The sequence below is a fragment of the Martinezella miluonensis genome (genome assembly GCF_900094545.1).
GTDB classification, from domain to species: Bacteria; Pseudomonadota; Alphaproteobacteria; order Rhizobiales; family Rhizobiaceae; genus Rhizobium; species Rhizobium miluonense.
Map to the genome: position 1 here is coordinate 1 of NZ_FMAH01000015.1, position 16,698 is coordinate 16,698.

Sequence of the window (16,698 nt, forward strand, 5' to 3'; positions counted from 1 at the left end):
CAGCTTGCCTGCTGTGGCGCGCTGATAATCGCTCCGACCTGGGGCGGAAAGCACGGCAAGCAGCCGGTAGCTACACCACCTACATGGACACGATCTGGCGTTTTGCCGAACGTCTCCTTAAACGCCCGGATGAAGTAGCTTCGCGATAGCTGGCATGCAGCCGCGAGCTCCACGATCGAGACGTGTTCAGATGCATGCGAAGTCAAGAACTCGAGAGCTCTCCTCTCTTGCCACGGTGCAAGAATGCCGCTCCTTTTCGATGAAAAGTGCTGGTTTCCATATGTCTGCGTAAGATGCGTCAGCAGGGCGAGACCAATCTGCTCCAGGAATAGCGGATTGGGAGAGCGGTGACTGACCAGATAGGGTAAAATTGCCTGCGCGAGACCCAGCATGACCTGGTCTGTGGTTCCCGGAGGACATTCAAAGCCATCAAACTCCGCCCGTCCCAATTCATCAAGAAATGCGCGAACAAGTGGCAGCGGAATATTAAACCGAACATTGTCAAATGGAGAGAGGTGATGGCATTGCCATTCTTCTCTGAGGTCGGTTATCGCAATTGCCGACTTCGGATGCCCACCTTCGAACAACAGCTCGCCGTTTCGCCAAAGGCGATGCATTTTAAAATCAGCAAGTTGGACAATAACGGATACGGCTTCCTCACGCTTGCTCGGCGGTGCGATCGGCAGATCGTCTTTGTCGTAGCTAAGGCGCGTTACGGTGATCTCAGATGTTTTGACGGTCCATCGATTGACCTTTTTCGCGAAAATTTGCGAGGTAGTATCGGAGACACTCTCCAACATTATGCTCCACAACGCTGTGCCTGAATGGCACCAGAAAAATGATAAGCTTGCTGCAAAATTCTATGGTCTTCGCCTGCGCCATCCGGAAGCTAATTGACTCTCTTGGCCCTCCAAACGGCAGGCGTTACACCGACTTCCCGCGCGAATACCTTGGCGAAATGGCTCTGCTCGGCGAATCCGCACACTTTTGCGATTTCCTCAAACGTCAATTGATGCTCTGAGAGAAGCTCCTTGGCGGCCTCAACTCTCGCCCGCAAAAGCCATTGATTGGCAGTGAGCCCCGTAGCCTTTTTAAAGGTTTGTGAAAACTGTCTTACCGAAAGGCCCGTAATTGCCGCCACGTCCGCAATGGACAATTGGCGCGACAGATTGTGTTGCATGAAGTGCTTGGCCATCGACGCCACCCGATGACCGGTTACGACCACGTCATTCTTCAACGACTTTGGGTCGGGGAAATCCTGCAACAAGTGGGTGCAAATCGCAATTCCCAAATGGCGCAGGATGGCCTGGGAGGAAGAAAGCTCTCGCTCAAACAGGGACAGTAACACCAGTCCAAGGTTGCTGACCACTGGATCAAGTTCTGCCCTTCTGCATCGAAGAGCGTCACCATCCAGGCCCGGAGAAAGTTCTGCAACCTCCGCAATGAACGCTTTTGGCATTGTGATTGCGATTGATGACAATGTCGTTTGCAGTGCTACGGCTGCTCCATCCCGTAAATCTATAACGCAGATGGAGCCACGACAACAAAAGCGCGGCGGCGCGAGGCTTCCATCAGCCCTGATATCACAGTGGATCGCGTCGTCGAGGTAAAGCATCAGAAAGTATGCGTCGCAGCGGGGTAGCCTAATATGGGACGTCGCATCCGAACTGACAGGCCTGAATATTTTCGTCACCTCGATCGGGGAGGAGCGGACGGGTACAGCTTGGAGCGAATACGTCTCCGAAACTCCCAGGAACGGGGCAAGAGAAATGAATTCTGGATGACTGAGATTCAATGTCTCTCCTCCGAGGTCTAGCGCTCCGTGGACCTCGATTACAGACAGGCCTAACCGACTGTCATCTCTGCTCTCGTTTGGGAGAATGTCAAGCCTGTGCGGCGTTATGTTAAGGCCAAAAAACCTATAGATACTTATAGATAATGGGGGGCTACGGCGAAAGCAGCTTTGTCGCGAGGCGCCCGAAGAAAGCAAGCCGGCATCAAAGGCATTTCGACAAACCAAGTAGCTTTCGACAATATCCTCCGCCGCCATTGTGCTAGCAGGACAAAATCCTTCATTTGGCGCGCCGTGCTGCTCTCGGATTCATCGGAAGTGACAATGCCGCCACAAAGCCCATCGAGGTGCCAATGGTCGACATACCCCTCCTATCTCCTGCAGACTGCGCTTTGGTTCTTGTCGATCCGCAGGCCGGTCTCGCGTTTGCCGCCGGGTCTGCTGATAGACAGGCTTTGCGGAGCAACCTTATTGCGTTGGCCAAGACTGCCGTCGCCTTCTCATTGCCTGTTATCGTCAGCACCTCTGCATCGAAGGTGTATAGTGGGCCGCTTATGCCGCCGCTGAGATCCGCCTTGAAGGACGTCGCGCCAATTGAACGCCGAAACATGAATCTCTGGGAGGACGAGGCTGCTCGTGCTGCCGTTACAGGCGCCGGTAAAAAAGTCTTGGTTTTCGCCGGTCTGCTTACGGAAGCTTGCGTTAGCTTTCCGGTCCTGTCGGCGTTGGCCGATGGCTACAAGGTTTTTGTCGCTTCAGATGCGTGCGCGGGTATGACGGTTGCCAGCCATGACGCGGCCCTACGCCGGATGGAAGCTGCTGGAGCGACGATGACGTCCTGGCTGCAGTTTCTGCTGGAATTGCAGCGAGACTGGACGAGACATGAAACTTATGAGGCAGCGCGGGCGATCGTCGTTGAGCATGGAGGTGGCTATGGCATCGGCCTGGACTATGCACGCGATATGATCAAGCCGCCGCAGTAAAGTGAACAAGCCGATTGGGACCGGTGTGATCCCGCTGGGGATCGCTTGTTCGGTGCGGATGGGCGGCGCAAGGTTCTCGGCATCCACACAAAGTAGATGCCACTTGGCACCGACTTAGGTCTGAATCTGCTTGCGGAACGGACCGAACGCTTCACGGCTGCAGATCTGGAAGACCTGACAAGACGAGCCGGGTTGATTGCGCTGCGAGAGGACCTGCCGGCCTCATTGGTAATTGCCGCGCAATTCGGGAAGGCGCTACGTGAAGCCAGGCCATCGGTGACCCCGGAAGTTGAGCGGGAATATGAAGAAATGGTTGGGACGCTACGTCAGAAAGCACCGCAGGCTCGACAGATCGGGTTCCTGCCGCGTGTTTCTGCGACACGATAAGGGAAGTTGCTATGATTTTAGTCTATCACATCGCCCGTCATGGAGACGGTTGGGCATATCGGTTGGACGATACATGGTCTGAGGAATTCGCCAGCCATAAGACAGCATTCGCGGCAGCGAAATCGGCTGCGCTGCGCCATAGGCTTTCCGGTCGTGATGCCCACATCGAGTTTGAAGACAAGGAAGGCGTTTGGCATCGGGAGGTCATTTTCGCAGACGACCGGCCGGAGACAACGGTGGCAGACGAATAAAATTGCGCGCGACCGCGACCTTGTGATGAGGCGCTTTTTCCTATTCGTCTGGCATTCAAATGCTTTTCATCCGGAAAGCTGCTTCATGCCTAGCCTTCCGAAAACTTTCTGGTGCTATCCGCAAGATGCGGCACCGCGAACAGGTGGAGGGGGCGCCAACTGCTAGACCTCGGCTGGTGCCCCCGAACAAACTTCATGGGGCAGCCTGCCGGACGTGACTTGAAGCAGGCTTCGGATGTCATTCGTGCCTATGACAAATCGATTGTCGTCTCCAGTTGAAACGTCCAATACGGGCCAGCTTGCATTGCAGTAAAGGTCCAGATCAGGGGGAGCGCTTGGGCTTCTTTGCCTGAGAGACACGAAAGTAAACTGCGGGAGGAACATTGAGTGGGTCCGTCAAGCGAGAAATATAAGGTCGTATTTCAGATTAGATTGCCTGCCTGCAGGTGGGATCGCACGCTGGCGCAGATGTTGCCAGATCGTTTCCGACGTGCGACGAAGCAAGGGAATCCACTCATGGTATCTTATGCCAAGAATATCTATGAAAAATTGCAACAAACATAGCGCTTATTGGGATTCGATCATTGACGGAGATTGTGGAGAACTAGCCGCAGGCAGAAAGAGGAAATGCAGCGCGCACCTTTGATTGGGATCATCGACGATGATCGGGATATACCTGCTGCCCTTGGCAGCTTGGTGCGGTCAATCGGGTATAGAGCCGAGTGCTTCTATTCCGGTGAGCAAATACTCGCGCGTTCTGATTTAAGCCTATTTTCCTGTATCATTAGTGACATACATATGCCGGGTCTATCAGGAATAGAATTAGTTCAGCTTCTCCATGGTGTCGTTCCGGAGCTACCCGTTATTTTGATGACCGGTCGGATAGAGCAGGCTTTAACGCAGCAGGCTGCAGCTTGTGGCGCGATTTCGCTTATAATGAAGCCATTTACGACAGAAGACATTGTTCAAAAATTGAGCCTGGCGATAGCATCGCGTTCTCGTGCCTAGAGCCCCTCGGAGGCATTTGGCAGATCGAGTTGCGCTGCCATTTTTACGAGATCTGCTAAGGTTCGAGCTTCCATCTTCCGCATGACAGAGCCGCGATGGATTTTGACCGTGACCTCGCTAAGAGCGAGCTTTCCAGCAACTTGCTTGTTCATTAAACCCTTGGATACGAGCGTCATGACCTGCTTCTCTCGCTGACTGAGTTCAGCAAAGCGTGCCCTGACGACAATGAGTTCGCCGGCTTGCTGCCGTCTTCGGCGATCGATCTCCAAGGCAGACGCGACTGCATCCAACAAGTCTTGATCGCGGAATGGCTTTGCCAAAAAATCGACGGCTCCGGCCTTCATTGCGCGGACGGTCATGGGGATATCGCCATGACCGGTGATAAAAACCGTCGGAATAGATGACCCGCTTCGAGTTAGCTGTTCGTGGAAGTCAAGCCCGCTGAGCCCGGGAAGCCTGACATCAACGACCAGACAACTGATGGCATCCGGTCTATCTGCTTCAAAAAACTCCCCAGCACTTCCAAAGAGGCGTGTCTTCAAACCTACCGACCGGAGAAGGCTGTCCAGAGAGAATCTCACATCCTCGTCATCTTCGACGATATGGACAACCGTCTCATCACGAACTGAAATAGTCATCGACGTAAAAGCGCCGGTAAACGGCGCTTCCCGCTATCATTGAACGGCAGCAAAAGGTCGCCGGAGATTTTTTGAAGCGCGCCCGGCCGAGTGTCATAGAGCCGGGCATGATCGCGCATAGTCCCCATCAGCATAGCGTAATCCTCCGGAGCCATTTTCAGAGCTTTTGCCGGTACTTATCATCGCTACACTAAGGTCGCTATAGGCGCGGGTTTAAAGTGATTGTATCCGTCAATTCACAGCACTTTTGTTCAAAAACTTGCCCATGTCGCTATGCTGATATGGTGCGGCTGGCTGTCATCAACGCAGCGTTCTACATGAGCGCTCACTATGAACAAACTGGGAATTGATCCTGCTGTCGGAAGACATGTCGCGCATATCAAGCAGTCGACGTGTTACGCCAACCGCCGGCGCCATGATCCCGGTGGCTCGCCAAAATGAACTGCGAATACACGGCTGAAATGCGATTGATCAGCAAAGCCACATTTGGCTGCAATATGCTCAAGTGACAAAGATCTATCGATCAGGAGTTGCTTTGATAGCTCAATTCTAGCATTCGTGATCCAGCGATAGGGCGTTACGCCGGTACTTTCCTTGAAGGCTCGCGCAAATGCGGATCTGGACATGTTGCACTCTTCAGCCAGCGATTCGACGCTTAGATCATGGTCCAAGTGATTTAAAATGAGTTCTTTGGCAAGGTTCTGATTACGGCGGGACAAGCCACCCCGCGCCAGGCGCCGCCGGCGGGTGGCGACTCCATATGTGTCTACCAGGTGAATTCCGATGGCCAAAGCGAGCCGTTCGCGTATCAAGCTGGATTGATATGAGAGTGTAAGCGCGTTTATCAAACCGCCCAAGACCGGGTCTGGCGTCGAAATAGTCCTGCGCAGCTCAAGCACGCTTTCCATATTGGCGTCGTCTGCAAGTTGAGCGAGCACATCCGGATCTATTTGAATAAGAGCAAAGTTGAACGTGCCAGACAAATTGGCCTTGTAGTCCTCGTCAAGGGTTCGAATGTAAACGTCTTGTTCGAGAAAAGTATGTCGCTGCGTATGGTGCTCGTGGTGAATCTCTCTATGGTGGCCTCCGCTCATGGAGATACCAATCAAATGCGCGTTTGACGACGCCGATGCGTGGACGCTATGGGGCGCTTCTCCGCTCTTGCGGTAGAAATGCATAGCTGCACCAACAAAATGCAGATCTTCGCTCAAGCTTGTTGTTGAACAACCAAACGAATCGACAAGACGTCTCCCGCCCGCCATAAGACCAACCGCTAATATGCTCCGATCAGTCAAGAATTCCATACATCGTTCTAGCTGTCAAAGGATAATGGCATCGAGATGCCTTGGTCCAATTGGATTCGCCAATTTCAAGGGAATGGTACTAGCTGGCGCTGGTTCATCGTTGCTCTTGGCAGCCTTTCATGGCCGCCTTCCACGTGTCGTGAACGGAAACACGGACAAGTGATCGCATCCTTATCAAACTGACTATGAATCCCAATTGATCAGGGTGATTGTCGGCGTTGCCTGAGATCAGCACCTGGATTATGGTCCCCGCCGACACCCAGCGTCGACAGCTAAAATAGCCGAAAAGAGACGAATGCGGGGAAGGGTCTTGACCATGCATTGCCAGGAAATCGGGTGGGTCGGCCTCAGTTTCGGTGTTCCGGAAGCCCCGTGCCTCAGTACTATTCCAATTAAATCGGCCGCGTTCTCGGTGACAAGAATTAGGCGTCAGCTTGCGGTGGGCGAAGAAGCTAAAGCCGAGCTACCTGCTTGCGACGCATATTTGCTGCTGCTTTATCTCCATGAGGCGCACCATTCGGATGTTGGGCCGAATGGTGCACTGACGCACATTCGCCGTTACGGGCGAGGTGCCATTTGTCTCGTGGATTTGCGCAAGGGGGCGTCGATCACGTTGCGCAGTAGTTTGAATGCTCTGGCTTTCGTATTGCCGAGGGCCCTGTTCAACGAAGTTGCGGAAATGTCTTCTGCTACCAAGCTGCACCGCTTGCACTGGAGGGCGGGTGAACCCGACGTTGTCCTCAGCAATCTCGGAGTGGCGTTATTGCCGCTGTTTGAGACAACCGGCTTGCTTACACCTTTGCTGCTGCAACACATGGCAACGGCTGTTTGCGCACATCTCCTGCACGATTACCGCGATGAGACGCTTCGCAACGGTGTCTCCCAGAGTTCATTGTCCATCCGTCAGGAGAAGGCGGCAAAGGAATACATGCTGGAAAAGCTGGGAGAGGGACTATCGATTTCCGCTGTTGCCGCGGCAGCTGGGCTTTCAGCGAACCACTTCTCGCAAGAGTTCAAGAAGGCGACTGGCTACACGCCCCATCAATGGCTGACACGGATGCGGATCAATCGGGCAAAGGAAATGCTCTCAGATGACAAGGTAGCGTTGAGAACGATCGCCGAGCATTGTGGTTTTACGGATCAAAGCTATTTCACAAAGGTTTTCTCGCGAGAAACAGGCGTGACGCCGACGGCATGGCGTGAGGGTTTGATTCACTAGGTACTTTTTTTAAAAAAACCGGTACATTTTACAAAAATTCCGGGGTAGTCTATCAATCTTAGCCAAAGGTTTGCGTTGAGGACGAGATTTTGAGGTGGGAGCCAACAGGCAATTGGGTTGAGCGCGGACGCGCCGCAAATTGCTCGACGATCACGGCTTCAATGATAAACATCACGCGCATGCGCTATGATGATGACGATCTCCCGCCAGCCCCTCCGAATGAGCGTGAGGATGCTTTCCATGTCATCACGCAATTGATGGATTTCCGGCTCCACAAGATTTGGAAAGGTAGCACCCTTGTCTTTGAGGGCGGTCATCCGAAAGGGGCCCTCGCAATCACGGATCTTCGCGAGGAGTGGACATGCCATCACCTCTCCCCCTTTGACAATGTGCGATTTCAAATACCGATGGCTCATATTCGCAGCTTTGCAGCGGAGATGGGGCGGCCGGAGTTTACGAGCCTCGCTTGCCCACCCTCGACGCGCGATGATGTGATTCTCGGGCTCGCGCAGGCGCTGTTGCCATCGCTTGAGGATCCGCTGCATGCGAGCCAACTGTTTTTGGAGCAGGTCAGCCTGGCAATCTTGACGCACCTGACCCAAACTTATGGGGGCGTGCAATTTCCAAGCCGCAAGAAAGGTGCATTGGCACCATGGCAGGAAAAGCGGGCGACCGAGTTCCTTTCGGCACATGTCAATGTACAGGTTTCGATTGCAGAGCTGGCGCAGGCATGCGGACTATCGCGCAGCTATTTTATCAAGGCTTTCAAGGAGACTTTTGGCAAGACACCTTATCGCTGGCTCATCGAATATAGGGTTGCAAGAGCCAAAGATCTTCTGATGTCGAATGCATCGATTGCGGAGATCGCAGTCGCGTGCGGATTCGCCGATCAGAGCCATATGACAAGGATTTTCTCGGAAGTGACGGGCGAACCTCCGGGCAATTGGCGCCGCCACAATCGTTTTGGCCGCCAACTCTGACAGATCTGTCGGTCCTGTCTCGTTTGCGGCAATCTTGAGATGAGGCTTTGTTTGTCTGTCCTGACGGCTTCGACGCGATGGCTGGCCGGGATCGGTGCGTTGCGTCGCTCATCGCCGCCTGCGAGACGTCGCTCACCTCAATCTGCGCATAGACTAGTGCTGCTTTGGACGCCTCCGGATTGCGTCTTCGCATGGCGGTACATGATTGTAATACCTCGGTATATTTCAACCCGATCGTGGGCTCAATCAACGGTGGCGGCCGCGCGCAATTCGATCCGACATTTCGACGGATAAGACGATAGGACAATCAAAATGTCCAAATCGCGCGCCTTACCGACAAGAAGACGGATGCGTTCTATTTCATTTTAGGGGCGTCAAACAGCAATCCGATGCATTAATCCGAGGGACAAAAATGACCGTCAATGCGACGCCAACGCCGGGCTCAAAGCTTCTGACCCCGAAAGATCACACGCTCATCATGATCGATTTTCAGTCGCAGATGTCATTCGCGACAAAGAGCATCGACGCCGTTAACTTGCGAAACAATGCTGCGCTTGTCGCTCACGGCGCAAATGGGTTCGGGGTTTCCACCATCCTGACGACCGTGGCCGAAAAGAGCTTTTCCGGTCCGATGTTCTCCGAAATCACCGATGCATTTCCGGGAAAGAAACTGTTCGATCGTACATCGATGAATACCTGGGAAGATGCCGCCGTTATCGAGGAGGTTAATCGCCTCGGCAAGAAGCGCATCGTTCTGAGCGGTCTGTGGACCGGCGTTTGCATCGTTGGACCGGCGCTATCGGCAATCGACCAAGGCTTTGAAGTCTATGTGTTGTCCGATGCTTGCGGTGACGTTTCCGATGAAGCCCATAACCGTGCGATGGATCGCATGGTTCAGGTCGGAGCGCAGCCGATGACGTCGCTTCAGTATTTGCTGGAGCTGCAGCGCGATTGGGCGCGCACTGAAACCTACGATATGACCACCGGCATCGCGAAGCGGTTCGGCGGCGCCTACGGCCTCGGCATCATCTATGCCAAGACGATGTTCGGCGCCTCAGAGGGCCATTGATTGAGGATTGATCATGGGTCGCCGCGCAGCGTTCTGTGCGGCGCCTTTGGTATTGGAGGGAATTTCGTGAAAGTCTACCTGCTATCTTTGGCCGCCGGACTACTGGTCGGGATCGTATACAGCCTTCTTAACGTTCGTTCGCCAGCACCGCCCGTGGTCGCGCTTGTCGGCCTTTTGGGCATACTCGTTGGCGAGCAGATCCTGCCCCTTGCAAAAACGCTCTGGAACAAAGAGCCGGCCGCCGTGTCGTGGTTCAACCAGGTAAAGCCGCATATGTTCGGCCATCTGCCGAGCGGCGGCATGGCGCCGTCAAAGAAGGCGGATGAACTTGGTGACCGCGCGGACCGCCTTGGCTAACCTTAAGGGTATGGCGGGTTGATTCTCGCCCGCCTAACTCATTCTTGCAATTGAACTTAGAACCTCCAGGGTTCAACGGAGACCGATCGATGACCGCAGAGCTGATCCTGCATCGGGGCTTGTTTACGACCCTCGACCGCTCCAATCCGACGGCAAGCGCCGTCGCGATCAAGGACGGCAAATTCCTCGCCGTTGGCCACGACAAGGACATTATGGCGCTTGCGGGGGCCGACACCAAGGTGGTCGATCTTAGGGGAAGGCGCGTTCTTCCCGGACTGATCGACAACCATACGCACGTCGTTCGCGGCGGTCTCAATTTCAATATGGAGCTGCGATGGGACGGCGTACGCTCGCTGGCCGACGCCATGGACATGCTCAAGCGCCAGGTGGCGATAACGCCGCCGCCACAGTGGGTTCGGGTTGTCGGCGGCTTTACCGAGCATCAATTTGCAGAGAAGCGTTTGCCAACGATCGACGAGGTCAATGCCGTTGCTCCGGATACGCCGGTCTTCCTGCTGCACCTTTATGATCGCGCGCTCCTCAACGCAGCCGCCTTGCGCGCCGTGGGATATACCCGGGACACGCCCAATCCGCCCGGCGGCGAAATCATTCGCGATGCGTCAGGCAATCCGACGGGGCTGCTGCTTGCCAAGCCGAATGCCGGCATCCTTTATTCTACGCTCGCCAAGGGCCCGAAGCTGCCGTTCGACTATCAGGTCAATTCGACGCGCCACTTCATGCGCGAGCTCAATCGACTCGGCGTAACCGGCGTGATCGATGCGGGTGGTGGGTTCCAGAACTATCCCGACGATTACGCCGTCATCCAGAAGCTCGCCGACGAAGGGCTGATGACGGTAAGGCTCGCCTACAATCTGTTCACCCAGAAGCCGAAGCAGGAGAAGGAGGACTTTCTCAATTGGACGGCTTCAGTGAAATACAAGCAGGGCAATGATTATTTCCGCCACAATGGCGCCGGCGAGATGCTGGTCTTTTCGGCTGCCGATTTCGAGGACTTCCGTCAACCGCGCCCTGACATGCCGCCAGAGATGGAGGGCGAGCTGGAGGAGGTCGTGCGGGTTCTCGCGGAGAACCGCTGGCCCTGGCGCCTCCATGCCACCTACGACGAGACGATCTCCCGCGCGCTTGATGTCTTCGAGAAGGTCAATCAGGATATTCCGCTTGAGGGCCTGAACTGGTTCTTCGACCATGCCGAGACGATCTCCGACCAGTCGATCGATCGCATTGCAGCACTTGGCGGTGGCATCGCCGTTCAGCACCGCATGGCGTATCAGGGCGAATATTTCGTCGAGCGTTATGGCCACGGCGCGGCGGAAGCCACACCGCCGATCGCCCGAATGTTGGAAAAGGGTGTACATGTTTCTGCCGGAACAGATGCTACCCGCGTCGCCTCCTATAATCCCTGGGTATCGCTTGCCTGGATGGTGACCGGCAAGACCGTTGGCGGAATGCAACTCTATCCTCGCGCCAATTGCCTCGACCGTGAAACGGCGCTGCGCATGTGGACGGAAAACGTCACATGGTTTTCGAACGAACAAGGCAAGAAAGGCCGGATCCAGGCGGGGCAGCTTGCCGACCTCATCGTGCCGAGCAAGGATTTCTTCGCCTGCGCCGAGAACGAGATCTCTTTCCTGACATCCGATCTGACGATGGTCGGCGGCAAGATCGTATATGGCGCCGGGGACTTTAACGCTCTGGACGAGAATCCTGTTCCGCCTGCGATGCCGGACTGGTCGCCCGTGCGCAGCTTCAAGGGCTATGCTGCTTGGGGTGAGCCAGAGCGTGCGGGCAAGAACTCCCTGAACCCACGTCTGATTGCGTCTTGCGGCTGTGCCAATGACTGCAACATGCATGGTCACGCACACGCCAATGCCTGGACCTCGAAGCTTCCCATTTCGGACCTCAAGGGGTTCTTTGGGGCGCTCGGATGCTCGTGCTGGGCGGTGTGAGCATGACAGTCATGCAGAATGTTCAGGCAAGGCTCTCTTCGATTGCGCGTCCGATTTTCGGCTCCAGTGCAATGCGCTTTTTGGCCTATCTCGGCCTTTGCGCCGCCTATCTGCAGGGCGGCCTCAATAAGCTCACGGATTTCGGTGCCGCGATCGGCGAGATGAATCATTTCGGCGTGTCTCCTGCACCGGTTTTCGCAGTCGTCGTCATCGCTCTCGAGCTTGTCGCGTCGGCTATGATCCTGATCGGCCTCTTGCGCTGGCTCGCAGCGCTTGGGCTGGCTGGCTTTACGCTTCTTGCCACCTTCCTGGCGCTCCGTTTCTGGGAGTTGCCTCCGGGAATGGAGCGGTTCATGGCAGCCAATTCCTTTTTCGAACATCTCGGTCTTGTCGGCGGCTTCCTACTGGTGGCTTGGCTCGATCTCGATCAGAATAGCCCAAAGACCACGGAGGCTTAGTACATGCAATTTCGCTACGCTTACACGATCGGACTGCTGGCCGCCCTTGCTCTGACGCCCGTCGGCAGCGCCCTTGCCCGAGCCTCTTATCCGCAGGTCGGCGTCGGCGCGCAATACGATACCTCCCATGTCTATGTCGATCCGGACAAGGTGGATGCCTTTGCCAACAGCTTCCTTGCCACGTTCGGCGGCAGCAGCACCAAGCAAGTGGTCGCCACCGTAACGCCGACACCGAGCAGCACAACGTCGCAGTTGCTGCAGACGCCGGTCGGAACCGTCTCGCTCTTCGGCTTCAAGACCCCCATCCCCTATCCATTCGGTGCGGAGCGCACCGGCTACCTCGTCACCGACATGGACCAGGCAGTTGCGGCTGCCCGCGCGGCTGGCGCCTCGGTCGTTGTCGATGTCTTTCCCGATCCGATCGGCCGCGATGCGGTCATTCAGTGGCCGGGCGGTGTCAACATGCAGCTTTACTGGCACACGGCCAAGTCGTCCTATGCAGCCTTCGACAAAGTCCCGGAGAACCGCGTCTACGTATCTCCGGATGCGGCTGACAAGTTCGTGAAGGCCTTCCTCACCTTCTCGAAGGGCAAGGTCGTCTCAGATGAGAAAAAGGCACCCGGCATCGAAATCGGCCGTCCTGGCGATACGTTTCACCGCGTCCGCATCGAGTCCGTCTATGGGAAGATGACGGTGCTTGCCACGGATGGGCGTCTGCCGTTCCCCTATGGACATGAGACAACAGGGTATGAAGTTACCGACTTGGCGGCCACGCTCGATAAGGCCAAGGCAAACGGCGCAACCGTGGTGGTCAACCCTTATGCGTCCGAAAAACGTCAAGCCGCAATGGTCGAGTTTCCCGGTGGCTACATCGCCGAAATCCATGCAGCTGCCGCACCATGACAGCAAGGCGAGCACACTGGGTATGGTCGCGCATGTCAACTCTCGAAGCTGTCTTGCGCGTCCGCGGTTTTCTACTTCTGGCTACCACTGCCATTGTTTGCGTGACTTCGGCCGCTGCCTTTGCTGACGATCAGGCAAAGAAGCCGAAGCGGCCGGCTATCAATACTAACCGCTGGCAAGAGGACTGGTCGGTGCTGGCCGATCCGGCGCTTCGTACACAGCCGCTGGATACCCTGAAGTATGTACCGCTGTCGGCCACTGATCCCGATACCTATGTCTCCTTCGGCGCAAACATACGCGAACGGTTCGAAAGCAACAGCGCAGCTGGCTTCGGCATTGGAGGCGTGCAGCGTGACAATTATCTCATCCAGCGCGCTCAATTCCACATCGACCTCCATCTTTTCAAAGACTGGCAAGTCTTTACCCAATTCGAGGACGATCGCGCCTTCGACAAAAAGAGCGTCGGGTCCGCCGATGCAGATCAGCTCGACCTGAGGCTTGCCTTTCTCGCCTACAGTCATGATTTCGATGCTGGCACGTTCAAGGCACGTGTGGGCCGACAGGATTTTGCCTTCGACTTGCAGCGCTTCGTTTCCTCGCGCGACGGACCTAACGTACGCCAGTCCTTCGACGCCGTCTGGGCCGACTGGGAAACGGGGTCAACGCGCTTCATCGGTTTCGTCAGCCAACCGGTACAGTACCGCAATGCGGACCCCTTCGATGATACGTCAAAAGGCGACTTTCGATTTAGCATGCTGCGCGTCGAGCGTCTCGTGCTCGGAAAGAACGAGCTGTCGGCTTACTATTCGCTCTATCAGCGCGACAACGCTCACTATCTCGATGGCGGCGGTGAGGAGAACCGCCATATTTTGGACGCACGTTTCGCCGGCACGAGCAATGGTTTCGATTGGGATGCCGAAACCATGGGGCAGTTTGGCGAGGTCGGCGGCAAGGACATCCGTGCCTGGGCTCTCGGAGTTCGCGCCGGCTATACATTCGAAGATGTGAGCTGGACGCCGAGGATTGCCTTGCAGTTCGACATGGCCTCCGGTGACCATCATCGTGGCGACAACACAGTCGGCACCTTCAATCCGCTATTTCCAAACGGATACTACTTCTCGCTTGCCGGCTATACCGGCTACGCCAACATAATTCATCTCAAGCCTGCGATCGTCGTCAAGCCGACCGACAATCTTACGGTAACAGGGGCAGTCGGCCTACAGTGGCGCCAGACGACTGCCGATGCGATCTATGTCCAACCCAACCAGCCGCTAGCCGGCACGGCCGGCCGCGGCGGCGCGTGGACGGGAGCCTACGGGCAGATCAGATTGGATTACAAGTTTACGCCTAATCTTACGGGCGCGGTTGAGGCCGTTCATTTCGAAGTCGGTGATGCCATTCGTCGGGCTGGCGGGCGCGACGGTAACTATGTCGGTGCGCAGCTCAGCCTTGCATGGTGATGCCTCTTCGTTCATCGGGGGGCCTCGAGATTAGATACCTTGGCTTTGTCCAAACGGGGTGAACATTAGACAAGAGCAGACGCTCTCGACCGGTTATCTCATTGATGTCCAATCGAAGAGGAACACCGATGTCTGTCGACCCGATGGTGACGTTGATCTCCCGCCGGCAAACCTTGCTTGCCGGCGCAACACTTTCTGCCGCGATGACCATGCCGTCACTCGCATTCCCCAAAGCCACCACCCCAGCAACGCAAGAAGGACTAGAGCCTATGACCCATAATTTCGTCGAGACCAAGGACGGAGTACAGATCTATTACAAGGATTGGGGCCCAAAGGATGCCCAGCCGATCGTGTTCCACCATGGCTGGCCGCTTTCCTCTGACGATTGGGACGCCCAGATGCTGTTCTTCGTCCAGCACGGATATCGCGTCATTGCTCACGATCGTCGCGGCCATGGCCGTTCCTCCGATGTTGGCACCGGCCATGATATGGATCACTACGCGGCGGATGCCGCAGCGGTGGTAGAGCATCTCAACCTTAGGAACGCTGTCCATATCGGTCATTCGACGGGCGGAGGCGAGGTGGCGCGCTACGTCGCAAAATTCGGCCAACCGCAGGGGCGCGTAGCAAAGGCTGTGCTGGTCAGTGCGGTTCCACCGTTGATGCTGAAGACCGAATCGAACCCGGGCGGCCTGCCGATCGAAGTCTTCGATGGGATCCGCAAGTCGTTGGCGGACAACAGGGCGCAGCTGTTTCTGGATTTTCCGACAGGACCTTTCTATGGGTTCAATCGTCCCGATGCAAAGGTCTATCCGGGTGTGATCCAGAATTGGTGGCGCCAGGGTATGATGGGAAGTGCAAAGGCACACTACGACGGCATCAAAGCCTTTTCCGAGACGGATCAAACCGAGGATTTGAAGAAAATCTCGGTACCCACGCTCGTCATGCATGGCGATGACGATCAGGTGGTCCCAATTTCCGATTCTGCCGAACTTTCGGTTAAGCTTCTCAAGAATGGTACGCTGAAAGTCTATAAGGGATATCCGCATGGCATGCTGACCACGCATGCCGACATTATCAACCCGGATCTTCTGGCTTTTATCAAGGGCTGATTTCAGCTCTTGGCGCTGAACGCGTATGAGAATTCAACCCGCGGCGAGCTTTAGCCCGCCGCGGGTTGTCCGCTAGATTGGCTTCGCTTTCCGGCGCCAAGCTTTGTTCCCTGACGATCTAGGAAGACAGTCATGAAAGGCATCCCGCTCTCGATTCTCCTTAGCCTGAACGGTGGCTATGTTGATACCGTCGGATTCCTCGCGCTGCAGGGTCTGTTTACAGCACATGTCACCGGCAACTTTGTAACCCTAGGTGCCGCGGTGGCTATGGGAACAGCTGGCGCACTCCCCAAGCTTCTTGCTCTTCCTGTATTCTGTGTTGTCGTATTGCTCAGCAGGATCGTCAGCATCCAGTTGCAGAGGGCCGGGTGGCCCGTGCTCCGTCCGCTTTTGGCGGTAAAGCTGATTCTGCTGATTGCTGCCGCCGCTTTTGCTATCGTTCATGGAGGGTTTGCTGACGCGAATAGCGGCGCGGCACTGGCAATGGGCATGACGCTTGTGGCCGCCATGGCAATTCAGAATGGCCTGCATCGTGTTCATCTTTCAAAATCGCCGCCATCGACCCTGATGACCGGTACCACCACGCAAATCATGCTTGATCTGGCGGAGGTGCTGGTAACGCGCGGAGAGAGTGCTGCCACCGCGCTCAAGCGCAGCAAGCGTATGGCACTGAGCGTTCTTACCTTCGCTTTCGGTTGTGCAGCAGCTGCGGTCGCTTTCATTCTTTCACCGGTCTGGTGCTTTGTCGTTCCCGCGGTTCTCGGCGCGCTGATGTTCGTTGCGAAGATTGAGACACCTGAAGGTGATTGA

Annotated in this window: 17 protein-coding genes; 13 read left to right on the top strand and 4 right to left on the bottom strand. The window is 55.7% G+C overall.

From position 1 onward, the window contains the following. A partial coding sequence (locus GA0061102_RS14190; RefSeq protein WP_139115061.1) for a helix-turn-helix transcriptional regulator occupies positions 1–800 on the bottom strand: 800 nt, incomplete at its 3' end. 89 nt (positions 801–889) lie between these two features. Next, positions 890–1,615, bottom strand: a complete 726-nt coding sequence (locus GA0061102_RS32950; RefSeq protein ID WP_159432164.1) for a helix-turn-helix domain-containing protein — start codon at positions 1,613–1,615, stop codon at positions 890–892. Positions 1,616–2,145: 530 nt separating this feature from the next. Between GA0061102_RS32950 and GA0061102_RS14200 the strand changes: the two genes are divergently transcribed. The 3 genes from GA0061102_RS14200 (at position 2,146) to GA0061102_RS14215 (ending at position 4,421) form a co-directional block, all read left to right on the top strand. Then, the gene (locus GA0061102_RS14200; RefSeq protein ID WP_092849308.1) at positions 2,146–2,775 is read left to right on the top strand and encodes a hydrolase; all 630 of its coding nucleotides are present in this window, start codon (positions 2,146–2,148) and stop codon (positions 2,773–2,775) included. A 96-nt stretch (positions 2,776–2,871) separates the two neighbouring features. Then, a complete protein-coding gene (locus tag GA0061102_RS14205) occupies positions 2,872–3,162 on the top strand; it encodes a hypothetical protein (protein ID WP_159432165.1) in 291 nt (96 codons plus the stop codon). An 878-nt stretch (positions 3,163–4,040) separates the two neighbouring features. Continuing rightward, complete coding sequence (locus tag GA0061102_RS14215; protein WP_092848908.1) at positions 4,041–4,421, top strand: response regulator; 381 nt, start codon at positions 4,041–4,043, stop codon at positions 4,419–4,421. On the opposite strand, the gene GA0061102_RS14220 is transcribed toward GA0061102_RS14215, so the two are convergent. Further along, a complete protein-coding gene (locus tag GA0061102_RS14220) occupies positions 4,418–5,059 on the bottom strand; it encodes a response regulator transcription factor (protein ID WP_092848909.1) in 642 nt (213 codons plus the stop codon). The two genes, GA0061102_RS14215 and GA0061102_RS14220, sit on opposite strands and share 4 nt — an antisense overlap. Before the next feature lie 395 nt (positions 5,060–5,454). Then, positions 5,455–6,363 (bottom strand): AraC family transcriptional regulator, encoded by a 909-nt coding sequence (locus tag GA0061102_RS14225; RefSeq protein ID WP_092848912.1) that lies wholly within the window; start codon positions 6,361–6,363, stop codon positions 5,455–5,457. Between the two features lie 316 nt (positions 6,364–6,679). Here GA0061102_RS14225 and GA0061102_RS14230 point away from each other — a divergent pair, with 316 nt between their 5' ends. From GA0061102_RS14230 to GA0061102_RS14275, 10 genes are all read left to right on the top strand, one after another. After that, positions 6,680–7,582 carry a helix-turn-helix transcriptional regulator gene (locus GA0061102_RS14230; RefSeq protein ID WP_245298022.1) on the top strand — a complete coding sequence of 301 codons (903 nt, stop codon included), beginning with the start codon at positions 6,680–6,682 and terminating at the stop codon, positions 7,580–7,582. Between the two features lie 161 nt (positions 7,583–7,743). After that, positions 7,744–8,562 (top strand): helix-turn-helix domain-containing protein, encoded by an 819-nt coding sequence (locus GA0061102_RS14235; protein ID WP_092848924.1) that lies wholly within the window; start codon positions 7,744–7,746, stop codon positions 8,560–8,562. 412 nt (positions 8,563–8,974) lie between these two features. Further along, the gene (locus GA0061102_RS14240; protein ID WP_092848927.1) at positions 8,975–9,631 is read left to right on the top strand and encodes a hydrolase; all 657 of its coding nucleotides are present in this window, start codon (positions 8,975–8,977) and stop codon (positions 9,629–9,631) included. Between the two features lie 66 nt (positions 9,632–9,697). Beyond that, positions 9,698–9,988, top strand: coding sequence for a XapX domain-containing protein (locus GA0061102_RS14245; RefSeq protein ID WP_092848929.1), 291 nt, complete (start codon positions 9,698–9,700; stop codon positions 9,986–9,988). An 89-nt stretch (positions 9,989–10,077) separates the two neighbouring features. Next, entirely contained in the window at positions 10,078–11,955 is a 1,878-nt protein-coding gene (locus GA0061102_RS14250) for an amidohydrolase (protein ID WP_092848932.1), read from the top strand. 11 nt (positions 11,956–11,966) lie between these two features. Next, on the top strand, positions 11,967–12,413 hold the full coding sequence (locus tag GA0061102_RS14255) for a DoxX family protein (protein WP_092849312.1): 447 nt from the start codon (positions 11,967–11,969) through the stop codon (positions 12,411–12,413). 3 nt (positions 12,414–12,416) lie between these two features. After that, positions 12,417–13,316, top strand: coding sequence for a glyoxalase (locus tag GA0061102_RS14260; RefSeq protein WP_245298012.1), 900 nt, complete (start codon positions 12,417–12,419; stop codon positions 13,314–13,316). A 32-nt stretch (positions 13,317–13,348) separates the two neighbouring features. After that, positions 13,349–14,776: an alginate export family protein gene (locus GA0061102_RS14265; protein WP_208858650.1), complete on the top strand. Its 1,428-nt coding sequence runs from the start codon at positions 13,349–13,351 to the stop codon at positions 14,774–14,776. 128 nt (positions 14,777–14,904) lie between these two features. Further along, entirely contained in the window at positions 14,905–15,888 is a 984-nt protein-coding gene (locus GA0061102_RS14270; protein ID WP_092848936.1) for an alpha/beta fold hydrolase, read from the top strand. A gap of 132 nt (positions 15,889–16,020) precedes the next feature. Beyond that, a complete protein-coding gene (locus GA0061102_RS14275) occupies positions 16,021–16,698 on the top strand; it encodes a YoaK family protein (protein ID WP_092848945.1) in 678 nt (225 codons plus the stop codon).